Below are 17,119 nucleotides of genomic sequence, written 5' to 3' on the forward strand. Positions count from 1 at the left end.
GATATGACAACATCTCCCCGGAAGGATATTACCAATGATATTCTTTCCGCCATGCAACGTTATCCCGAAAACGAAGCATTTATCATTGACGATAAACATTATACTTATGCCCAACTTGGCAAAATAACAGCCTCCGTCGCCCATTCGCTATCAGAGATAGAAGATGAAAGAATCGGGATCATTGCGGAAAACCGGATTGAAACCTACGCAGCCATTCTGGCGGTACTGGCCAGTGGAAAAACATATGTCATTCTGCATCCTGCTTACCCGGAAGAACGTAATCTCAAAATAGCCGGACTGGCCGGATTGCATACTTTGCTCTGCACAAGCCATGTCGAACGCCCGGCATTCGGAACCGACCTCTTCAGAGTAATCAACACAGACAAGCTGTCGGAAAAAGCACCGTCGGAATTGTCAAGGCTGCAATTCTACCCGCCGGAAGAAGAAAGAAACGCTTATATCATTTTTACATCGGGAAGCACAGGCGAACCCAAAGGAGTCCCCATCACACGTGCCAATCTGAACACTTTTTATCAGGCATACGATTCTCTTAACTGGAACCTGGATGAACACGACCGCATGTTACAAATGTTTGAGCTGACATTTGACGTATCCGTCGTATCATTACTTTATCCCCTGACTTTAGGAGCTTCCGTTTATACAGTGGCCCATCAGGATGTAAAGCATTTCAAGGTGTTCGAACTTCTGGAGAAGTACGAACTGACCTTCGCCACGGTCACCCCCTCTCTATTACAACTTCTTTCACCCTATTTCGATGAAATCAGCCTGCCTGCTCTGAAATATCTGGGAGTATCGGCAGAGGCGTCGCAAACCGAACTGTTGGAACGATTCAGAAAATCGGCACCCAACGCAGAGTTCGTCAACCTGTACGGCCCGACAGAGGCTACGATTTACTGTACCTGTTACCGTATTCCGGCTTCCGGCACATGCAAGCATTACAACGGAATGGTGGCTATCGGAAAACCATTTCCCGGTATCCGCGTCATCATTGTTGACGAAGAAGGAAATGATCTGCCTCAGGGAGAGACGGGAGAACTTTGGGTATCCGGTCGGCAAGTAATGAAAGGCTATCTGGATGATCCGGAAAAATCGGCATCGGCTCTAATACACCGTCCTGACGGACAAATTTATTACCGGACCGGAGACCTGTGTATTTTAGACAACGATGGAGATATCATTTATTGCGGCCGTAAGGACTATCAAGTGAAAATACAGGGCTTCAGAATAGAACTAAGCGAAATAGAATACACTGCCCAGTCGTTTTTCAAGACTCCTTGCAACGTGGCTGCCCTTCCGTTAATCTGTGACGGAATTTGCAACGAACTGCATCTGGCAGTCGAAACGACCGAATGTGACCAAAACACATTGATAGAATATCTGAAAGAAAAGCTGCCACAATACATGTTGCCGAAACAAATTCATTGTATCCCTCAGTTTCCGGTAACCAATAGCAATAAAACAGACCGAAAAAAAATTGTTGAACTGATAAGAGAGAAGGAACTCTAAAAACAATATAAATATGAACCGAGAAGAAGTATTAAAACAACTACAAAGCATTTTCCGTGATATTTTAAAGAAGGACAACGTCTGTATCAGCGAATCATCCACCTCTCAAGACGTAGATGGCTGGGACTCACTGACCCATATGCAAATTATAGCCCAAATCGAGAAACGTTTCGGAGTACGTTTCAACTTTCGGGAAGTAATTAAATTCAAGAATGTCGGCGACCTATGCAGTGCCTTATTAACCAAAATGGAATAAATCATGCAGTTTCTCTCCTTTAGTTTCCTGGCTCTGATTACTCTCTGTTTCTTTCTCTACTATGCAGTCAAAGGACGTGCCCGCAACTTCATACTACTGGCAGCCAGTTGCATCTTCATCGGATGGTATTATCTGCCATTCCTGTTGACAGCAGTAGTGGTGGCACTGTTCACCTTCTTCTGGGCACAATGGATGGAAAACAGGGCGAAATCCGGGAAAAAGACCAAAGTAATCTATATCGCAGGAATCATCGGTCTGATAGGCGGATGGCTCCTACTCCATGGCACAGTGATAGATGACATCATCTTTCCACTTGGAATGTCATTCTACACATTCCAGGCCATCGGTTATCTGACAGATGTGTACTGGCAGGAGCAACGTGCCGAAAAAAACTGGGTAGATTTCCTGATCTATATGCTTTTCTTCATGAAATTCCTCTCCGGTCCCATCGAACGGGGTGGAGACTTGTTGCCACAGCTGAAAGATCCTCGCCCGTTCATCTACTCGAACGCAGTGACCGGACTGAAATATATTTTGCTGGGACTGATAAAGAAACTGCTTATAGCCAATCAGATAGCCCCGCAGACGGATATCATGTTTCATTCGATCCATGACCTTTCGGGTGTCCAACTACTGATGACCTGCCTGCTCTATCCTATCGAACTGTATGCCGATTTCTCCGGCTATACGGACATTGCCATCGGAGGAGCCTACCTGTTCGGCATCAAGCTATCGCCAAACTTCAACCGCCCGTTTGCCGCACGTTCCACCGCCGATTTCTGGCGCCGTTGGCACATGTCACTCTCTTTTTGGGTACGCGATTATCTCTATGTGCCGTTAACCGCCGGTACCCGTAACTGGGGACAGTGGGGAGTCTACTTCAGCCTTATCATCACCTTTCTGGCATTGGGATTATGGCATGGCTCCGGATTAACCTTCGCCATATACGGACTGATTCAGGGCATATTGATCTGCTGGGAAATGAAAACCTCTGCTTTTCGCAATAAGTTGCCCCAATATATCGGGAAATATGCATCCGACAGCCTGTTGATAATCCGTACCTATCTGTTGTTTGCGCTGTCACTTATTTTCTTCCGTGTACAATCATTGAGCGATGCCTGGTATTTTTTACGGAACATCTCGTTCGAAGTACATTCTTCCTGGAAGGAAATGAACATCGGCATACGCGACCACAATTGCATTGTAGCAGGTTCGGCCCTGTTACTGGTATTGATCTATGAATATTATGCATCTAAATATAACCTGATGGAAACACTCGAACGCCAGCCCGCATGGCTACGGTGGAGTGTTTACTATCTGCTGGTATTCGCCCTGCTGATGTTAGGTAAGTTCGATACGGAAACTTTTATCTATTTACAATTTTAACCGAAACCAATTACACCCATGCTACATTCACCGAAAATCTCTCCCAAAACACGTTTCTGCCTGAAACTCCTGTTATTGGCATTACCGCTTTTCCCGATAGTGGCCATCTATTTCATTTTCGACCCTTATATGGTGCTGCACTCCTACAAACGATTCGATAACTCTCCCGTGCTGCTCAACGAAGCGCATGTGGGATGGCAGAATTATCTTCAGAATCGTGATTCGATAGCCTATAACTCGTTTATACTCGGCAACTCCTGTACCATGGCATTCCTGACAGGAGAATGGGAGAAGTATCTGGATAAGGACGATCATGCCGTGCGCTTTTATGACAACTGGGAAAGCCTGGGCGGTGTGCGCCAGAAGCTTCAAGCACTCGATTCCGTAGGTGCCCCTCTGAAAAATGTATTAGTCGTTTTGGATAAAAAAGCACTGGACAGAAGTAAGCCCCTGTCGGGCAACGACCATCTGTTTTCGGCTGAGGCAGCCGGTATCAGCCAGTTGGGATTCCATCTGAGATTTTTGCAGGAATTCCTCTATCCTGACAAAACGATTCCTTACATAGGCTACCTGATCGGACATAAGTATGCTCCTTATATGAAAGGGGTCATAAACCCGGGAGATCCCATTCGGGAACCTTACACGAACAACTTTATCAATCCCAGAGAAAAAGAGATCGGACAGGATGGCGAATTGTACTGGACCCGTCATGAAAAAGAATTCAAAAAACGAACGGATGCAGGCAAAGAAGAACTGCCGGCTGTGTCTGTCAGCCAGATTCAAGTACTTCGTGCCATTAAAAAAATTTGTGATAAGCATCATACAAACCTGAAATTCATCATCGGCCCGGATTATTTTCAGAAAAAAACGAACCGGGAAGACATCAAAAGAATGAAAGAGATACTGGGTGCTTCTGCCGTATGGGATTTCACGGGAACTAATGAATATACAGCCGATATACATCATTACTATGATCCCGGTCATTATCGTCCTCTGCTGGGGGCACGCCTGCTGAAAGTTATTTATCAAGATTCGGCACCTGCCGGCAATGAAAACAACCCCAAAACGTCTTTTACACAAAACAGATAAATATATCAGAGAAAATAATTATATAACATCAAAAACTTAATTTATGAAAAAGATTTTATTATTAGTATCCATCTGCATTTCATGTTCATCTTGCTGTACACTATTCAGCAGTTCCAAACAAGACATCACTTTTACGGGAATGAATGGAACTAAAATCTACGAAGCATCGACCAAACAGAAAATAGCGGAAATCAAAGAAGACAACAGTGTTACCGTCCAGATCAAAAAGAAAAGAGAAGACAAACAGTTATTGGCCAAAAAGGAAGGATACCAAACCACTCCCTTTGTCTTGGAATCTACTTTCAACAATGCCTGCCTGTGGAATATTTTATTCTGGCCCGGCTTCTTAGTCGACCTGGGCACGCAAAAGATGAACAAATGGGACAACACGATTATCAACATCGAAATGGAGAAAGAGAATACAGAAAACAAATAATCAACTCTCAGGATAGTGACCGTTACACAACTCAAGTTACCATCCTGATCCCTCCAAGGCAATAAACACGTATGGCATTCTCCTCCTTCCGATGAACGAGGAAAATGCCATACGAAATCAAGCGATATGAAGTTAGCGTCAGAAACAGCCTCCTACAGTTGTTTCAACTCCCGGTATAGCCTCTGGATAGGAAGCCCCATTACATTGAAGTAACTGCCGGAAATGGATTCAACCCCGACAAAACCGATCCACTCCTGCACGCCATACGAACCGGCTTTGTCCATTGGCTGATAGTGATCGACATAATAAATAATTTCGTCTTCATCAAGTGTTGCGAAACGGACATCTGTCACAGCAGCGAAACTCTTTTGCCACTCACAGGTGGTGAGGCATACCCCAGTGATCACCTGATGAGACTTACCGGAAAGATTTCGCAACATCTCTATGGCATCTTCACGTCCGGAAGGTTTCCCAAGTGCCTTACCTTCGTGCCAGACTATGGTATCGGCAGTTATCAAAAGTTCCTCCGGGTGCATCACAGACTGATAAGCGGCCGCTTTCTCACGGGCTATGAACAGCGGAATCTCTTCGCCTTGCAGAGAGTCGGGATAAGACTCATCGACATCAGGCAATGTTTTTACCACATAATCTACCCCCAAGCCGGTCATCAACTCTTTCCGCCGTGGAGAATTAGATGCCAATACGATTTTATAACGATTCAAGTTAGCAAGCATACTAATAAATTAAAGAGTTATATACTAAAAATCACCACCCGAAAGCATCATCCGACAACCACTTGCCTTGCGCTTTAAGTACTTGCTCCACCACATCACGTCCGCAACCGTATCCGCCGTCGGCATATGAAATGTAGCGGGCAACGGCTTTCACCTCGGGAGCGGCATCTTTGGGACAACAGGGCAATCCGCACTCACGCATCACTTCCATATCGGGAACGTCATCGCCCATGTAGAGTATCTCCTCGTCCGCGAGTCCATGCTTGTCACGGAAATCACGATAATCGTGTATCTTTATGGCAGAGCCTAAATAGAGATCGGATACCCCCAATCCGGCAAAGCGCTTCCGCACCGCATCGGTCCGTCCACCTGTGATAATGGCAATATGAAGACCTTTTTTCACAGCCAGCTGGATCGCATAGCCGTCTTTTATATTTACCGTACGCATCGGTTCACCCGACGGATGGAGTGGAATCACATCTGCACTCAACACTCCGTCTACATCAAAAGCAAGTGCTTTAATCCGGGTGAGGTCGTAATTGATAGTACTCATTCTTATTTATATTTGGGGTTAATGTCTTTCGTGGATACTTCGGCTAAGTAATTCATATAATTGTTGCATCCCGGGATCATCGGCAAGCATCCGCAAATGATTGCCGATGACGTTCTCGTCATAACGGATCGCAGGTCCCGTCTGTGCTGCTTTAGGTTCCAATTCGTGCACTTTACGAGCCGTTTCATCAATTAGCGGCAACATCACGTCGAACGGCAAGTTATATTTCTTAAGCAGTTCGGCGGCAAGGGCATACATGTGATTAGTGAAATTGCATGTGAACACAGCAGCCAGATGAAGGCTCTTGCGTTGTTCCGAATCGGCATCATATACACGGTTCGACAAGGTAGACGCAATAGCTTTCAGAAATGCGGCATCTTCGGTCGACGAAGCTTCTATAAAGAAAGGAATCTCCTTAAAATCGACTTCCCGTTGCTTACTGAAAGTCTGCATGGGATAGAACACCCCATAATGTGACGCATGTCCTTCCCAAATACTCATCGGAATGCTGCCTGCCGTATGCACCATCAATGCCTCTTTCCGTTTACCGGCTACGATAGCGGGAAGAAGTTCGGCAAAGGCGGAATCTTTGAGCGAAATGATATACAACTTTGCATATGGATTCACCTCTTCAAGGCTCGTCGTATACTCAGCTTCTACTTTCTGCGCCAGCTCACGGGCCGACTCTTCCGTACGGCTATATACCTGTACGATACGGAATCCTTTCCGATAAAGAACCTTTGCCAGATTTGTGGCAAGATTCCCGGCACCGATAAACACAATCGGTGTATCTTCTATACTTCTTTTCATCGTGTTGAAATCAAATACAATATACCTCCGATTATCAATAAAGCCAAGGGCAGCAGGTAACCGGACATCGAACCAAGCAGTGAGACAATCAAGCCGATATTCAGCACCAGCCACAATCCGAGCAGCACCAGGCCGACGGATTTGTCCCGCTTGATAAACAGGAAAATAACCGCAGTGTAGAGCAAAAGATTATCTTTATTCATCACCCAGGGTATACCCAATGCAGAAAAGTGTATCAGTTTGTCTATCAGATAGAGTATCCCTATCACAATAAGGGTGACTGCCGTGGCTTTATATGTATCTTTATTGTTTGCTTTTACCGCACTCACCGCTACTTGCCTCCAAACTTATTAATATGGATTTTCTCCCATTGCAGATTATCTTCATTGAAGGGCTTACGCTCCATGCCTTTGTGCCCGATCGCAATGATGGACAACACCTGTAACTGCAAAGGAATGTCGAGCACACCACGCACAAACTCATCGGAAGGCATTCCGGCAGCAGTATAACGCTCGCGTACCTGCACCCAGCAACTGCCCAATCCCAAGTCTTCGGCCTGAAGCTGAATCATGATGGAAGCAATGGAAGCATCTTCAATCCAAACATCGCTTGCCAAAGGATCGGCAGTAACCACAATTGCCAGCGCGGCATCGGCAATGAAAGCAGAAGCCTGCTCTTTACAGTGCGAGAGTTCGCCAAGCAGCTTTTTATCATCGACCGCGATAAACTGCCAACTATTGCTACGTTTAGAAGTGGGAGCCATCAGAGCCGCTTTCAGCAAAGCGACTACCTCCTCCTGAGAAAGTTCTTCTCCTGTAAATTTCCGCATACTGCGGCGTTTCTTTATCAGTTCACTGAAATTTTCCATATACTATAAATGCATTGTTTTTAATAAACGAACATTTACCGCAGACTTATACAGAACCATAATAAAAAGCCCGATCTGTATGAATCTGCATAACCGGTAATGATTTCCCTGCAAAGATAGGCAATTTATTCCACTCTCGTCAATTCACCGGTCAGTGAATCGATGATAAAACCATGCACCCGGACGTCTTTCGGGATCAGCGGATGGTTCTCGATAGAACGGACCGTCCCCCTGACAGACTCAACCGGATCGTCGAAACCTCCCAGCCACGAACTGAAGTCGACACCGCAGTAGCGTATCATGTCGATCGTTTCAGATTTGATTCCCCGCTCTTTCATGTGGGCAATCATTTCATCACTGTTCATGTGGCAAGCACCGCAATCCGAATGGGCAATGACCATAATTTCTTCCACCCCCAGTTCGATGATGGCTACCAGCAAGCTACGGATGACACTGCCGAAAGGATGGGAAATGACGGCACCGGCATTCTTTATAATCTTCACGTCTCCGTTGTGGATTCCCAAAGCAGCAGGCAGCAACTCAGTCAGACGGGTATCCATGCATGAAAGGATGGCGATCTTCTTATCGGGGTACTTGTTAGTAATATACTTTTCGTATCCCTTGTTCTCAACGAACTTTTTGTTGAATTCAAGAATTTCTTCTAACATAATCGAAACGGATTTTATTGTAGTATATCTACAAAGATAATCACAAAATAACAGGTCAACAAAATAAGCCCCGCAAATGTTGTAAAGAGAAATAAAAAATGTAAATTTGTCCCGATATGCCATTAAAACTGACTACATATTACCGAGGGAGTGAAATTCCGGATTTTCCCGGAACCAATACATTTCATTCAAAGGAGTTATTTCAGATTTATGAAGAAACTCCGGGCTACACTCCGCTCCTGATCATGGCTTCGGAAGATGGAAAACCAATTGCCCGGCTGCTTGCCGCCATCCGCAAAAGCATACGCATGTTTCCTCCTTCCCTTATCAAGCGATGTGAAGTTTATGGCACCGGCGAATATCTGACAGCAGAAGCCGATAAGGAAAAAATATTCGGTGAAATGCTGGAGCATCTCACCACAGAAGTATTGCGGAGTTCGTTCCTGATAGAATTTCGCAATCTTGAAAATGCCATGTTCGGTTACAAATACTTCCGGTCGAACAAATACTTCCCTGTCAACTGGCTGCGGGTACGCAATTCACTACACGGCACCGAAAGTGCGGAACAGCGTTTCAGCCCTTCCCGTATCCGCCAAATCAAGAAAGGGCTGAAAAATGGCGCATCGGTAGACGAAGCACACACGATAGAAGAAATCCGCGAATTCTCGAACATGCTGCGACATCTCTACTCGTCCCGCATCCGTAAGCACTTTCCCAATATCATCTTTTTCCAGCACATGGACACACGGCTGATCCACAGGAAGCAAGGTAAAATTTTCATTGTCCGCTACAAAGGAAAAATCATCGGAGGATCTGCCTGTATCTATTCAGGCAACGATGCCTACCTGTGGTTCTCGGGAAGTATGCGGAAAACCTATGCTCTGCAATACCCGGGTATACTGGCTGTATGGAAAGCTTTACAAGACGCACATCAAAACGGGTTCCGTCACATGGAATTCATGGATGCCGGACTCCCCTTCAAGAAACACGGTTACCGCGACTTCGTACTCCGCTTCGGCGGCAAACAAAGCAGTACCCGACGCTGGTTCCGCTTCCGCTGGCAGTGGCTGAACAATCTGCTGATCAAAATATATGTCTAAAAATCAAGCATCCTCTGGGTTTAAAACCAAAGAAGAATTGGCTTGAAACCAACAATGCCTACCTTTTAAAGTAACGCCCCTTGGGTTTTAAACCTATTTTCACCATAATTAATTGCAGAAAAATTTCTTTATTAAACAAGAATTGATTTTCTTTGTGCTGTTTTATACCATTCCAAAAAGACGATTAAAACCAAAATTAAAAAATATAGTTATGAAGATTTCACACATTGAACACTTGGGCATTGCCGTAAAAAGTATCGAGGAAGCCCTTCCGTATTATGAAAACGTATTAGGTTTGAAATGCTACAACATCGAAACTGTAGAAGATCAAAAAGTAAGAACAGCCTTCCTGAAGGTAGGTGATACCAAAATCGAATTACTGGAACCGACATGTCCGGAAAGTACCATCGCCAAATTCATCGAAAACAAAGGCGCAGGTGTTCATCACGTTGCATTTGCCGTTGAAGACGGTGTGGCTAACGCTCTGGCAGAAGCCGAAAGCAAGGAAATCCGCCTGATCGACAAAGCCCCGCGCAAAGGAGCCGAAGGCTTAAATATCGCTTTCCTTCACCCGAAATCAACTTTGGGCGTACTGACCGAACTCTGTGAACACTAAAAAAGAGATACGACTTGACAAGCACAGAATGTATGATTGAAAACACCTTTGGTTATCAATTTTCAACCGTACATCGCAAATCGTCTAATCGTAAATATTATAACCCTTTAAATTAAGAAAAACTCATGAGTAACCAGCTTGAAAAAGTAAAAGAGCTTATTGAACTTCGCGCTCAGGCTCGTTTAGGTGGTGGCGAAAAGGCTATTGAAAAACAACACGCCAAAGGCAAATATACGGCCCGCGAGCGTATTGCACAGTTGCTTGACGAAGGTAGTTTCGAAGAACTGGATATGTTTGTTCAACACAGATGTACTAACTTCGGACAAGAAAAGAAACATTTCCTCGGCGACGGTGTAGTAACCGGTTATGGAACAATAGAAGGTAGATTAGTATATGTTTTCGCACAAGATTTCACCGTATTCGGTGGTTCACTGTCGGAAACCATGGCACAGAAGATCTGTAAAGTAATGGACATGGCCATGAAGATGGGTGCTCCTGTTATCGGTATCAACGACTCGGGTGGCGCACGTATTCAGGAAGGTATCAACGCTCTGTCCGGTTATGCTGAAATTTTCCAGCGTAATATCATGGCATCGGGTGTTATTCCACAGATTTCGGGTATTTTCGGTCCGTGTGCCGGAGGTGCGGTTTACTCTCCTGCCCTGACAGACTTCACGCTGATGACCGAAGGTACATCTTACATGTTCCTCACCGGACCTGCTGTAGTAAAAACAGTAACAGGTGAAGACGTATCTCAGGAAGACCTGGGAGGTGCAAGCGTACATGCCAGCAAGTCGGGTGTAACCCACTTCACAGCCGAAACCGGAGAAGAAGGTCTGGCGATCATCCGCAAACTTCTCAGCTTTATCCCGCAAAACAATCTGGAAGAAGCCCCATTGGTGAACTGTACCGACCCGATCGACCGTATGGATGACCTGTTGAACGAAATTATCCCCGACAGCCCGAACAAACCGTACGATATGTACGAAGTGATCGGTGCCATCATCGACAACGGTGAATTTCTGGAAGTACAGAAAGACTACGCCAAAAATCTTATCATCGGTTTTGCCCGCATGAACGGACAGTCGGTAGGTGTGGTTGCCAACCAACCTAAATATCTGGCAGGCGTGCTCGACAGCAACGCATCACGCAAAGGCGCCCGTTTCGTTCGTTTCTGCGATGCATTCAACATCCCGCTGGTAACATTGGTAGACGTTCCGGGATTCCTTCCGGGCACAGGTCAGGAGTACAATGGTGTGATCCTGCACGGAGCCAAATTGCTGTATGCTTACGGCGAAGCCACTGTACCTAAAGTGACCGTAACCCTGCGTAAGTCTTACGGCGGTTCACACATCGTAATGAGTTGCAAGCAACTCCGCGGTGACATGAACTATGCATGGCCGACAGCCGAAATCGCCGTAATGGGTGGTGCCGGTGCAGTAGCGGTATTGTATGCCAAGGAAGCCAAAGATCAGGAAAACCCTGCTCAATTCCTGGCAGACAAGGAAGCCGAGTATACCAAACTCTTCGCAAACCCGTACAATGCGGCCAAATACGGCTACATCGACGACGTTATCGAACCGAGAAACACTCGTTTCCGCGTGATCCGCGCTTTGCAACAGCTGCAAACTAAGAAATTAACCAACCCTGCTAAAAAGCACGGTAATATTCCATTGTAACAAATAAAAATCGATTGTTATGAATAAGAAAAGAATCGGGATATTTATCGCTCTGCTGGCAATGGTTTGCATGGGGCTCAGGGCGCAAAGTGCCACCAGTCTGAAAATCAATGAAGTTTTGGTCATCAACGACCAGAACTATCAGGATGATTACGGACTGCACAATGCGTGGATAGAGATATTCAATACCTCTTTCGCTTCGGTAAATCTGGAAGGTTGCTTTCTGACGAACGATAAAAACAATCCGACCAAATATCCTATTCCCAAAGGCGACGTGCTGACGTTAATCAAGCCACGCCAACATGCTTTGTTCTGGGCAGACGGGATGCCTAACCGGGGTACGTTTCATGTAAACTTTACGCTCGATCCGGACAAAGAGAACTACATTGCTCTGTATGATTCCAACGGTAAAACTTTGATTGACGAGGTAACCATCCCTGCCGGTCAGCTTGCCGACCGTTCATACGCCCGTGAAAAAGACGGAAGTGCTAACTGGGTAGTAAAAGGTGGTGGAGAACATAGCTATGTCACTCCAAGCACCAACAATATGACTATCGACAAAAACCCGAAGATCGAGAACTTCAAAAAGCACGACTCTATCGGTATTGGTATGGCCATCATTGCCATGTCAGTCGTATTCATTGGTTTGGTACTTTTGTATCTTTCATTCAAGGCGGTAGGTAATATCGCTGTCAGACTGGGTAAGAAAAACGCAATGAAAGCCACCGGTATCACCGACAAGACGGAAGCGAAGGAGAAGAACCTGGGTAGCCACACAGGTGAAGAGACCGCCGCTATCGCCATGGCTTTGCACGAATACCTGAATGACGCTCACGACGTTGAAGACATGATTCTGACTATCAACAAAGTGAAACGCACCTACTCACCGTGGAGTTCGAAGATCTACACACTGCGTCAGACTCCGAGAAGATAATTACTAACCCTAATAAAATGAAGCAATGAAACAATATAAATATAAAATCAACGGCAACCTTTACAACGTTACAGTGAACGATGTAGAAGATAACATAGCCAATGTTGAAGTAAACGGAACCTCTTACAAAGTAGAGTTGGATACTCCCGTCAAAGCTGCTCCGAAACCGGTTACCCGTCCGGCAGCCGCTCCGAAAACCGAATCGGGAGCTCCGGTAGTGACCAAACAGCCGACAGCTTCCAAGAGAGACGGCGTGAAATCTCCGCTGCCGGGTGTCATCCTCGACATCAAGGTGAAAGCAGGAGACACTGTCAAGAAAGGCCAGACTATCATCATCCTTGAGGCTATGAAGATGGAAAACAACATCAATGCCAATAAAGATGGAAAAGTAGCAGAAATTAAAGTTAATAAAGGAGATTCTGTACTTGAAGGTACAGACCTCGTAATCATTGAATAATTATGGGAGATTTCGTATCATTCTTAGGGAATAACCTTGTTGACTTCTGGGGATACACTGGTTTCGCAAACGCGACACCCGGACATCTTTTCATGTTGCTAATCGGTCTTTTCTTTATCTACCTTGCCGTAGCCAAAGAATTTGAACCGATGCTGCTGATCCCCATTGGCTTCGGTATTCTGATCGGTAATATTCCATTCAATATGGAAGCCGGATTAAAAGTGGGTATTTACGAAGAAGGTTCGGTACTGAACATCCTTTATCAAGGTGTAACCTCCGGTTGGTATCCGCCGCTTATTTTCTTAGGCATCGGGGCCATGACGGACTTCTCGGCACTGATCTCCAACCCCAAACTGATGCTGATCGGAGCTGCCGCACAGTTCGGTATCTTCGGCGCTTACATCATTGCCCTCCTCATCGGATTTGAGCCTAACCAAGCCGGTGCTATCGGTATCATCGGTGGTGCCGACGGACCGACGGCGATCTTCCTTTCGTCTAAACTGGCTCCGAACCTGATGGGTGCCATCGCCGTATCAGCCTATTCTTACATGGCACTGGTACCGGTGATACAACCGCCCATCATGCGTGCGCTGACCACTAAACACGAACGCCTGATCCGCATGAAACCACCAAGAATCGTATCGCATACCGAAAAAGTGATTTTCCCCATCGTGGGTCTGTTGCTCACTTGCTTCCTGGTTCCGTCGGGTCTGCCTTTGCTGGGTATGCTGTTCTTTGGTAATTTATTGAAAGAAAGCGGTGTAACCCGTCGCTTGGCAAATACTGCCAGCGGTCCGTTGATCGATGTCATCACTATCCTGTTGGGACTGACTGTGGGAGCTTCTACCCAAGCCTCACAATTCCTCACCTGGGATTCTATCCTGATCTTCATCCTCGGTGCATTCTCTTTCATCATTGCCACTACCTCGGGCGTCTTGTTTGTGAAGTTCTTCAATCTCTTCCTGAAGAAAGGCAACAAGATCAATCCGCTGATCGGTAATGCAGGTGTATCTGCCGTACCCGACTCGGCGCGCATCTCACAAGTGGTCGGTTTGGAATACGATCCGACCAACTATCTGCTGATGCACGCTATGGGTCCGAACGTGGCGGGAGTAATCGGTTCAGCCGTAGCTGCCGGTATCCTGCTCGGATTCCTTATGTAGTTTAAAAGCTTTTTCATAAAATAGAACCGGGGCGTCTCTCTTTGCGAAAAGAGAGGCGCCTTGCATTTTACGTTAATCTATCTAAAAGACGTTACGAACCCTTCGTAGAAACGATATTTTTACTAACTTGCAGGCAATAAAACATACGTCCTATGAAAACAAAAGCTATGAAACCACTCATCTTTATCTTTTGCTTGTGTCTTAGCCCCATACTAACGGCACAGAACACGAATCAAAACAAGATTCAGGAAGCAATGGCAAACTATGATTACGAGACTGCCATTGAACTGATCAACAAAGAGAAGCCTACCATCCCGCTATTGATGCAGCAAGCCAAAGCCCTGAAAGGAATCGGCAACAACGCCGAGGCTCTCCGTGTCATCCGCCAAGTAATTACGGCAGATTCTACCAACCAACAGGCACACATCGAAGCCGCGGAATGTTGCAAAGCAATGGCTAAATATAACGATGCATTGGACTATTACCGGAAAACCATCACCTTGAATCCCAAGAACAAGTATGCCCGCTTGCAATTTATCAACTTGCTTTGCAATACGAAAAATTATGCCGAAGCTTTTGGAGAGAGCTCAATGATGTCCGAAACAGACAGTTCGGCCGTGGTACTCCACCTACAGGCACAGAGCCTTGAAGGAATGCAACAAATACTGCCTGCCATCGGCTGTTATGAAATCATTCAGGACAAATACCCGGACGACTATTTAGCAGCGGCCAAACTGGGAAATCTGAACATAGCGGCAGGATATCCCGAATACGCGATCAAAGCAACCGAACGCTACAGAGAACGGGATTCAACCAACCTGATCGTAAACCAGCAAAACGCACTTGCCTATTGTCGTGCCCAACAATACCCGATGGCCATCAAGCGTTACGAAAATCTATGCCAGCAGGGAGACAGCAGTACACAAACATTATACTATCTGGGAATCAGCTATTATGCCGATGAATATTATTATGAAGCACACGCATGCTTCAGCAAACTGTACAAAGATATGGAAGAAGATCCGAACCTGCTCTATTATCTGGGACGATGTTGCGCCAAGACTTCCTGGAAAAAGGAAGGCATAGAACATCTGGAGAAAGCCATCGAACTTACCATCCCCAAAGACAGTACCATGATCCGTCTTTACAAAGGCTTGGTCGATTGCTGTAAACTGGCAAGAGACACACCCAAACAAATCCAGGCCCTCAAAGAGCTGTATAAATATGATAAGACGAACCATAAACTACTTTATGACATCGCCTGGAATTATTCATATCAGCTAAAAGACCACAAATCAGCCGAACGTTATTTGCAGGCCTTCTTAAAGACCCGGAACAAAGATGCCAAAAAGGAGGAAGCCACCGCCGAAACAGGAGAACTCGTTCTGGGACTTGAAAACTACTACAACGCTGCCGATAAGTGGCTGAAGGACTTACAGAAAGAAAAATTCTTCAACGAGGGAATACCGGAACAAAGCCCGAAATAACAGAACCTATATTTACTCATATGAAATACCTCCTGATCCTCCTCTGTCTGGGCTTCAATGTAGCATTGTCCGCTCAGAACGTAACTTCTATCCAGGAAGCAATGGCAAACTATGACTACAAAACGGCCATCAGACTGATCGATGGAGAAACTGCTTCATCGCAATTATTGTTACAAAAAGCCAAGGCTTTAAAGGGATTGGGACACACTGCCGAAGCCTTGTCCACTTTACAACATATCATTTCCGAATTACCCGAAAACCAGCAGGCATTGATAGAAGCCGCTGAATGTTGCAGGCAACTGAGCAAGTACAACGAGGCCTTGGAATACTATCGGAAAGTTTTGAAGTTAAATCCGGAACATACTTACGCACACCTGCAATACACCCGTCTACTATACAACCAGCAGCGATATGGAGATGCACTGCACGAAAGCGTCACATTGGCCAAGAAAGACAGTTCCGCTACCGTATTACGATTAATGGCAGAAAGTATGGAAGGACTTAACATGCCGATAGAAAGCATGTTATGTTACATTTCCATCATCAGAAAATATCCTTCCGACTATCTGTCTGTTGCCAGATTGGGCAGCATACTCAATACGATGCAGGATTATGAAGGGGCAATCTCCCTGACAGAAGGATATCGCCAAATGGATAGTACCAATGTAGAGGTAAACCGACAGAACGCCTTGGCTTATTGTCTGCACAAAAACTACCCCATGGCAATCAAACGTTATCAAGATCTGACAAGCCAGGGAGACAGTACCCTGCTGACATGTTATTATCTGGGAGTCAGCTATTATGCCACGAAAGAATACTTTAAAGCACGCGATTGGCTGCTTAAAGCAAAATCCCGCCAGTCCCCCAGCGCCAACCTGCTCTACTACTTGGGACGCTCCTGCTCCAAGACTTTGTGGAAACAAGATGGGATTGAGTATCTGAATCAGGCCATCGACCAGACTATCCCCACCGACAGTATAATGGAACGTCTCTATTTCGGACTTGCGGATTGTTATAAAGAGGCCAAACAGACCCGCGAGCAGATAAAAGCAATCAAAGAACAATATAAGTATGCCCCCGACAGGCATATATTGCTTTATAACATGGCCTTTCTATCCGATAAAATCAAAGATACAAAAGCCACAGAGCGCTACTTGCAAGCTTTTTTACGAACAAAGTCCCAACAGAAGGCAATAGAGCTGCAACAAGATAGCGACGTCGAAGAGGAGGAGCCCGCACCTCGCATAGACTATTATAAAAGTGCCGCCAATAAACTGGAAAGTATCCGAAAGGAAAAATTCTTCAAAGGAGAAAAGTAGGTATCCAAAGTGGCTTTTGTGCACATTACAAATGCCC

Annotated in this window: 19 protein-coding genes; 13 read left to right on the plus strand and 6 right to left on the minus strand. The window is 45.6% G+C overall.

Annotated elements, in window-relative coordinates; translation table 11 throughout:
- Positions 1 to 3: 3 nt before the first annotated feature.
- From DBK98_RS19450 to DBK98_RS19470, 5 genes are read left to right on the plus strand one after another with little or no spacing between them, the layout of a single operon-like run.
- Positions 4 to 1,527 (plus strand): amino acid adenylation domain-containing protein, encoded by a 1,524-nt coding sequence (locus DBK98_RS19450; RefSeq protein ID WP_005807654.1) that lies wholly within the window; start codon positions 4 to 6, stop codon positions 1,525 to 1,527.
- Between the two features lie 13 nt (positions 1,528 to 1,540).
- Positions 1,541 to 1,783 carry an acyl carrier protein gene (locus tag DBK98_RS19455; protein WP_005807656.1) on the plus strand — a complete coding sequence of 81 codons (243 nt, stop codon included), beginning with the start codon at positions 1,541 to 1,543 and terminating at the stop codon, positions 1,781 to 1,783.
- Positions 1,784 to 1,786: 3 nt separating this feature from the next.
- Positions 1,787 to 3,169 (plus strand): MBOAT family protein, encoded by a 1,383-nt coding sequence (locus tag DBK98_RS19460; RefSeq protein WP_005807657.1) that lies wholly within the window; start codon positions 1,787 to 1,789, stop codon positions 3,167 to 3,169.
- A gap of 18 nt (positions 3,170 to 3,187) precedes the next feature.
- Positions 3,188 to 4,258, plus strand: a complete 1,071-nt coding sequence (locus DBK98_RS19465; RefSeq protein ID WP_005807658.1) for a hypothetical protein — start codon at positions 3,188 to 3,190, stop codon at positions 4,256 to 4,258.
- Positions 4,259 to 4,301: 43 nt separating this feature from the next.
- Complete coding sequence (locus DBK98_RS19470; protein WP_005807659.1) at positions 4,302 to 4,694, plus strand: hypothetical protein; 393 nt, start codon at positions 4,302 to 4,304, stop codon at positions 4,692 to 4,694.
- A 152-nt stretch (positions 4,695 to 4,846) separates the two neighbouring features.
- Here the strand turns inward: DBK98_RS19470 and DBK98_RS19475 are convergent, their stop codons facing one another.
- The 6 genes from DBK98_RS19475 to DBK98_RS19500 all read right to left on the minus strand — a co-directional run bounded on the left by DBK98_RS19475 (position 4,847) and on the right by DBK98_RS19500 (position 8,327).
- Positions 4,847 to 5,428: a Maf-like protein gene (locus DBK98_RS19475; RefSeq protein WP_005807660.1), complete on the minus strand. Its 582-nt coding sequence runs from the start codon at positions 5,426 to 5,428 to the stop codon at positions 4,847 to 4,849.
- Positions 5,429 to 5,459: 31 nt separating this feature from the next.
- On the minus strand, positions 5,460 to 5,981 hold the full coding sequence (locus tag DBK98_RS19480; RefSeq protein WP_005807661.1) for an HAD family hydrolase: 522 nt from the start codon (positions 5,979 to 5,981) through the stop codon (positions 5,460 to 5,462).
- Positions 5,982 to 5,999: 18 nt separating this feature from the next.
- Positions 6,000 to 6,791, minus strand: a complete 792-nt coding sequence (locus tag DBK98_RS19485) for a Rossmann-like and DUF2520 domain-containing protein (RefSeq protein WP_005780614.1) — start codon at positions 6,789 to 6,791, stop codon at positions 6,000 to 6,002.
- Complete coding sequence (locus DBK98_RS19490; protein WP_005807662.1) at positions 6,788 to 7,120, minus strand: hypothetical protein; 333 nt, start codon at positions 7,118 to 7,120, stop codon at positions 6,788 to 6,790. Before DBK98_RS19490 ends, DBK98_RS19485 begins: the two co-directional genes overlap by 4 nt.
- A gap of 2 nt (positions 7,121 to 7,122) precedes the next feature.
- On the minus strand, positions 7,123 to 7,659 hold the full coding sequence (locus DBK98_RS19495; RefSeq protein WP_005780618.1) for a nitroreductase family protein: 537 nt from the start codon (positions 7,657 to 7,659) through the stop codon (positions 7,123 to 7,125).
- A gap of 125 nt (positions 7,660 to 7,784) precedes the next feature.
- On the minus strand, positions 7,785 to 8,327 hold the full coding sequence (locus DBK98_RS19500; protein ID WP_005780619.1) for a carbonic anhydrase: 543 nt from the start codon (positions 8,325 to 8,327) through the stop codon (positions 7,785 to 7,787).
- Between the two features lie 116 nt (positions 8,328 to 8,443).
- Between DBK98_RS19500 and DBK98_RS19505 the strand changes: the two genes are divergently transcribed.
- From DBK98_RS19505 to DBK98_RS19540, 8 genes are all read left to right on the plus strand, one after another.
- The gene (locus DBK98_RS19505; RefSeq protein ID WP_032535725.1) at positions 8,444 to 9,427 is read left to right on the plus strand and encodes a GNAT family N-acetyltransferase; all 984 of its coding nucleotides are present in this window, start codon (positions 8,444 to 8,446) and stop codon (positions 9,425 to 9,427) included.
- A gap of 211 nt (positions 9,428 to 9,638) precedes the next feature.
- Positions 9,639 to 10,043, plus strand: coding sequence for a methylmalonyl-CoA epimerase (gene mce, locus DBK98_RS19510; RefSeq protein ID WP_005780623.1), 405 nt, complete (start codon positions 9,639 to 9,641; stop codon positions 10,041 to 10,043).
- 125 nt (positions 10,044 to 10,168) lie between these two features.
- Positions 10,169 to 11,722 carry an acyl-CoA carboxylase subunit beta gene (locus DBK98_RS19515; protein ID WP_005780626.1) on the plus strand — a complete coding sequence of 518 codons (1,554 nt, stop codon included), beginning with the start codon at positions 10,169 to 10,171 and terminating at the stop codon, positions 11,720 to 11,722.
- A 19-nt stretch (positions 11,723 to 11,741) separates the two neighbouring features.
- Entirely contained in the window at positions 11,742 to 12,656 is a 915-nt protein-coding gene (locus DBK98_RS19520) for an OadG family transporter subunit (protein ID WP_005780627.1), read from the plus strand.
- Positions 12,657 to 12,681: 25 nt separating this feature from the next.
- A complete protein-coding gene (locus tag DBK98_RS19525) occupies positions 12,682 to 13,113 on the plus strand; it encodes a biotin/lipoyl-containing protein (RefSeq protein ID WP_005780629.1) in 432 nt (143 codons plus the stop codon).
- A gap of 2 nt (positions 13,114 to 13,115) precedes the next feature.
- Entirely contained in the window at positions 13,116 to 14,276 is a 1,161-nt protein-coding gene (locus DBK98_RS19530; RefSeq protein ID WP_005780630.1) for a sodium ion-translocating decarboxylase subunit beta, read from the plus strand.
- Between the two features lie 152 nt (positions 14,277 to 14,428).
- Positions 14,429 to 15,763, plus strand: coding sequence for a lipopolysaccharide assembly protein LapB (locus DBK98_RS19535; RefSeq protein WP_005807668.1), 1,335 nt, complete (start codon positions 14,429 to 14,431; stop codon positions 15,761 to 15,763).
- Positions 15,764 to 15,783: 20 nt separating this feature from the next.
- Entirely contained in the window at positions 15,784 to 17,082 is a 1,299-nt protein-coding gene (locus DBK98_RS19540; RefSeq protein WP_005807669.1) for a tetratricopeptide repeat protein, read from the plus strand.
- Positions 17,083 to 17,119 lie beyond the last annotated feature (37 nt).

Source organism: Bacteroides sp. PHL 2737 (genome assembly GCF_004115325.2).
GTDB classification, from domain to species: Bacteria; Bacteroidota; Bacteroidia; order Bacteroidales; family Bacteroidaceae; genus Bacteroides; species Bacteroides hominis.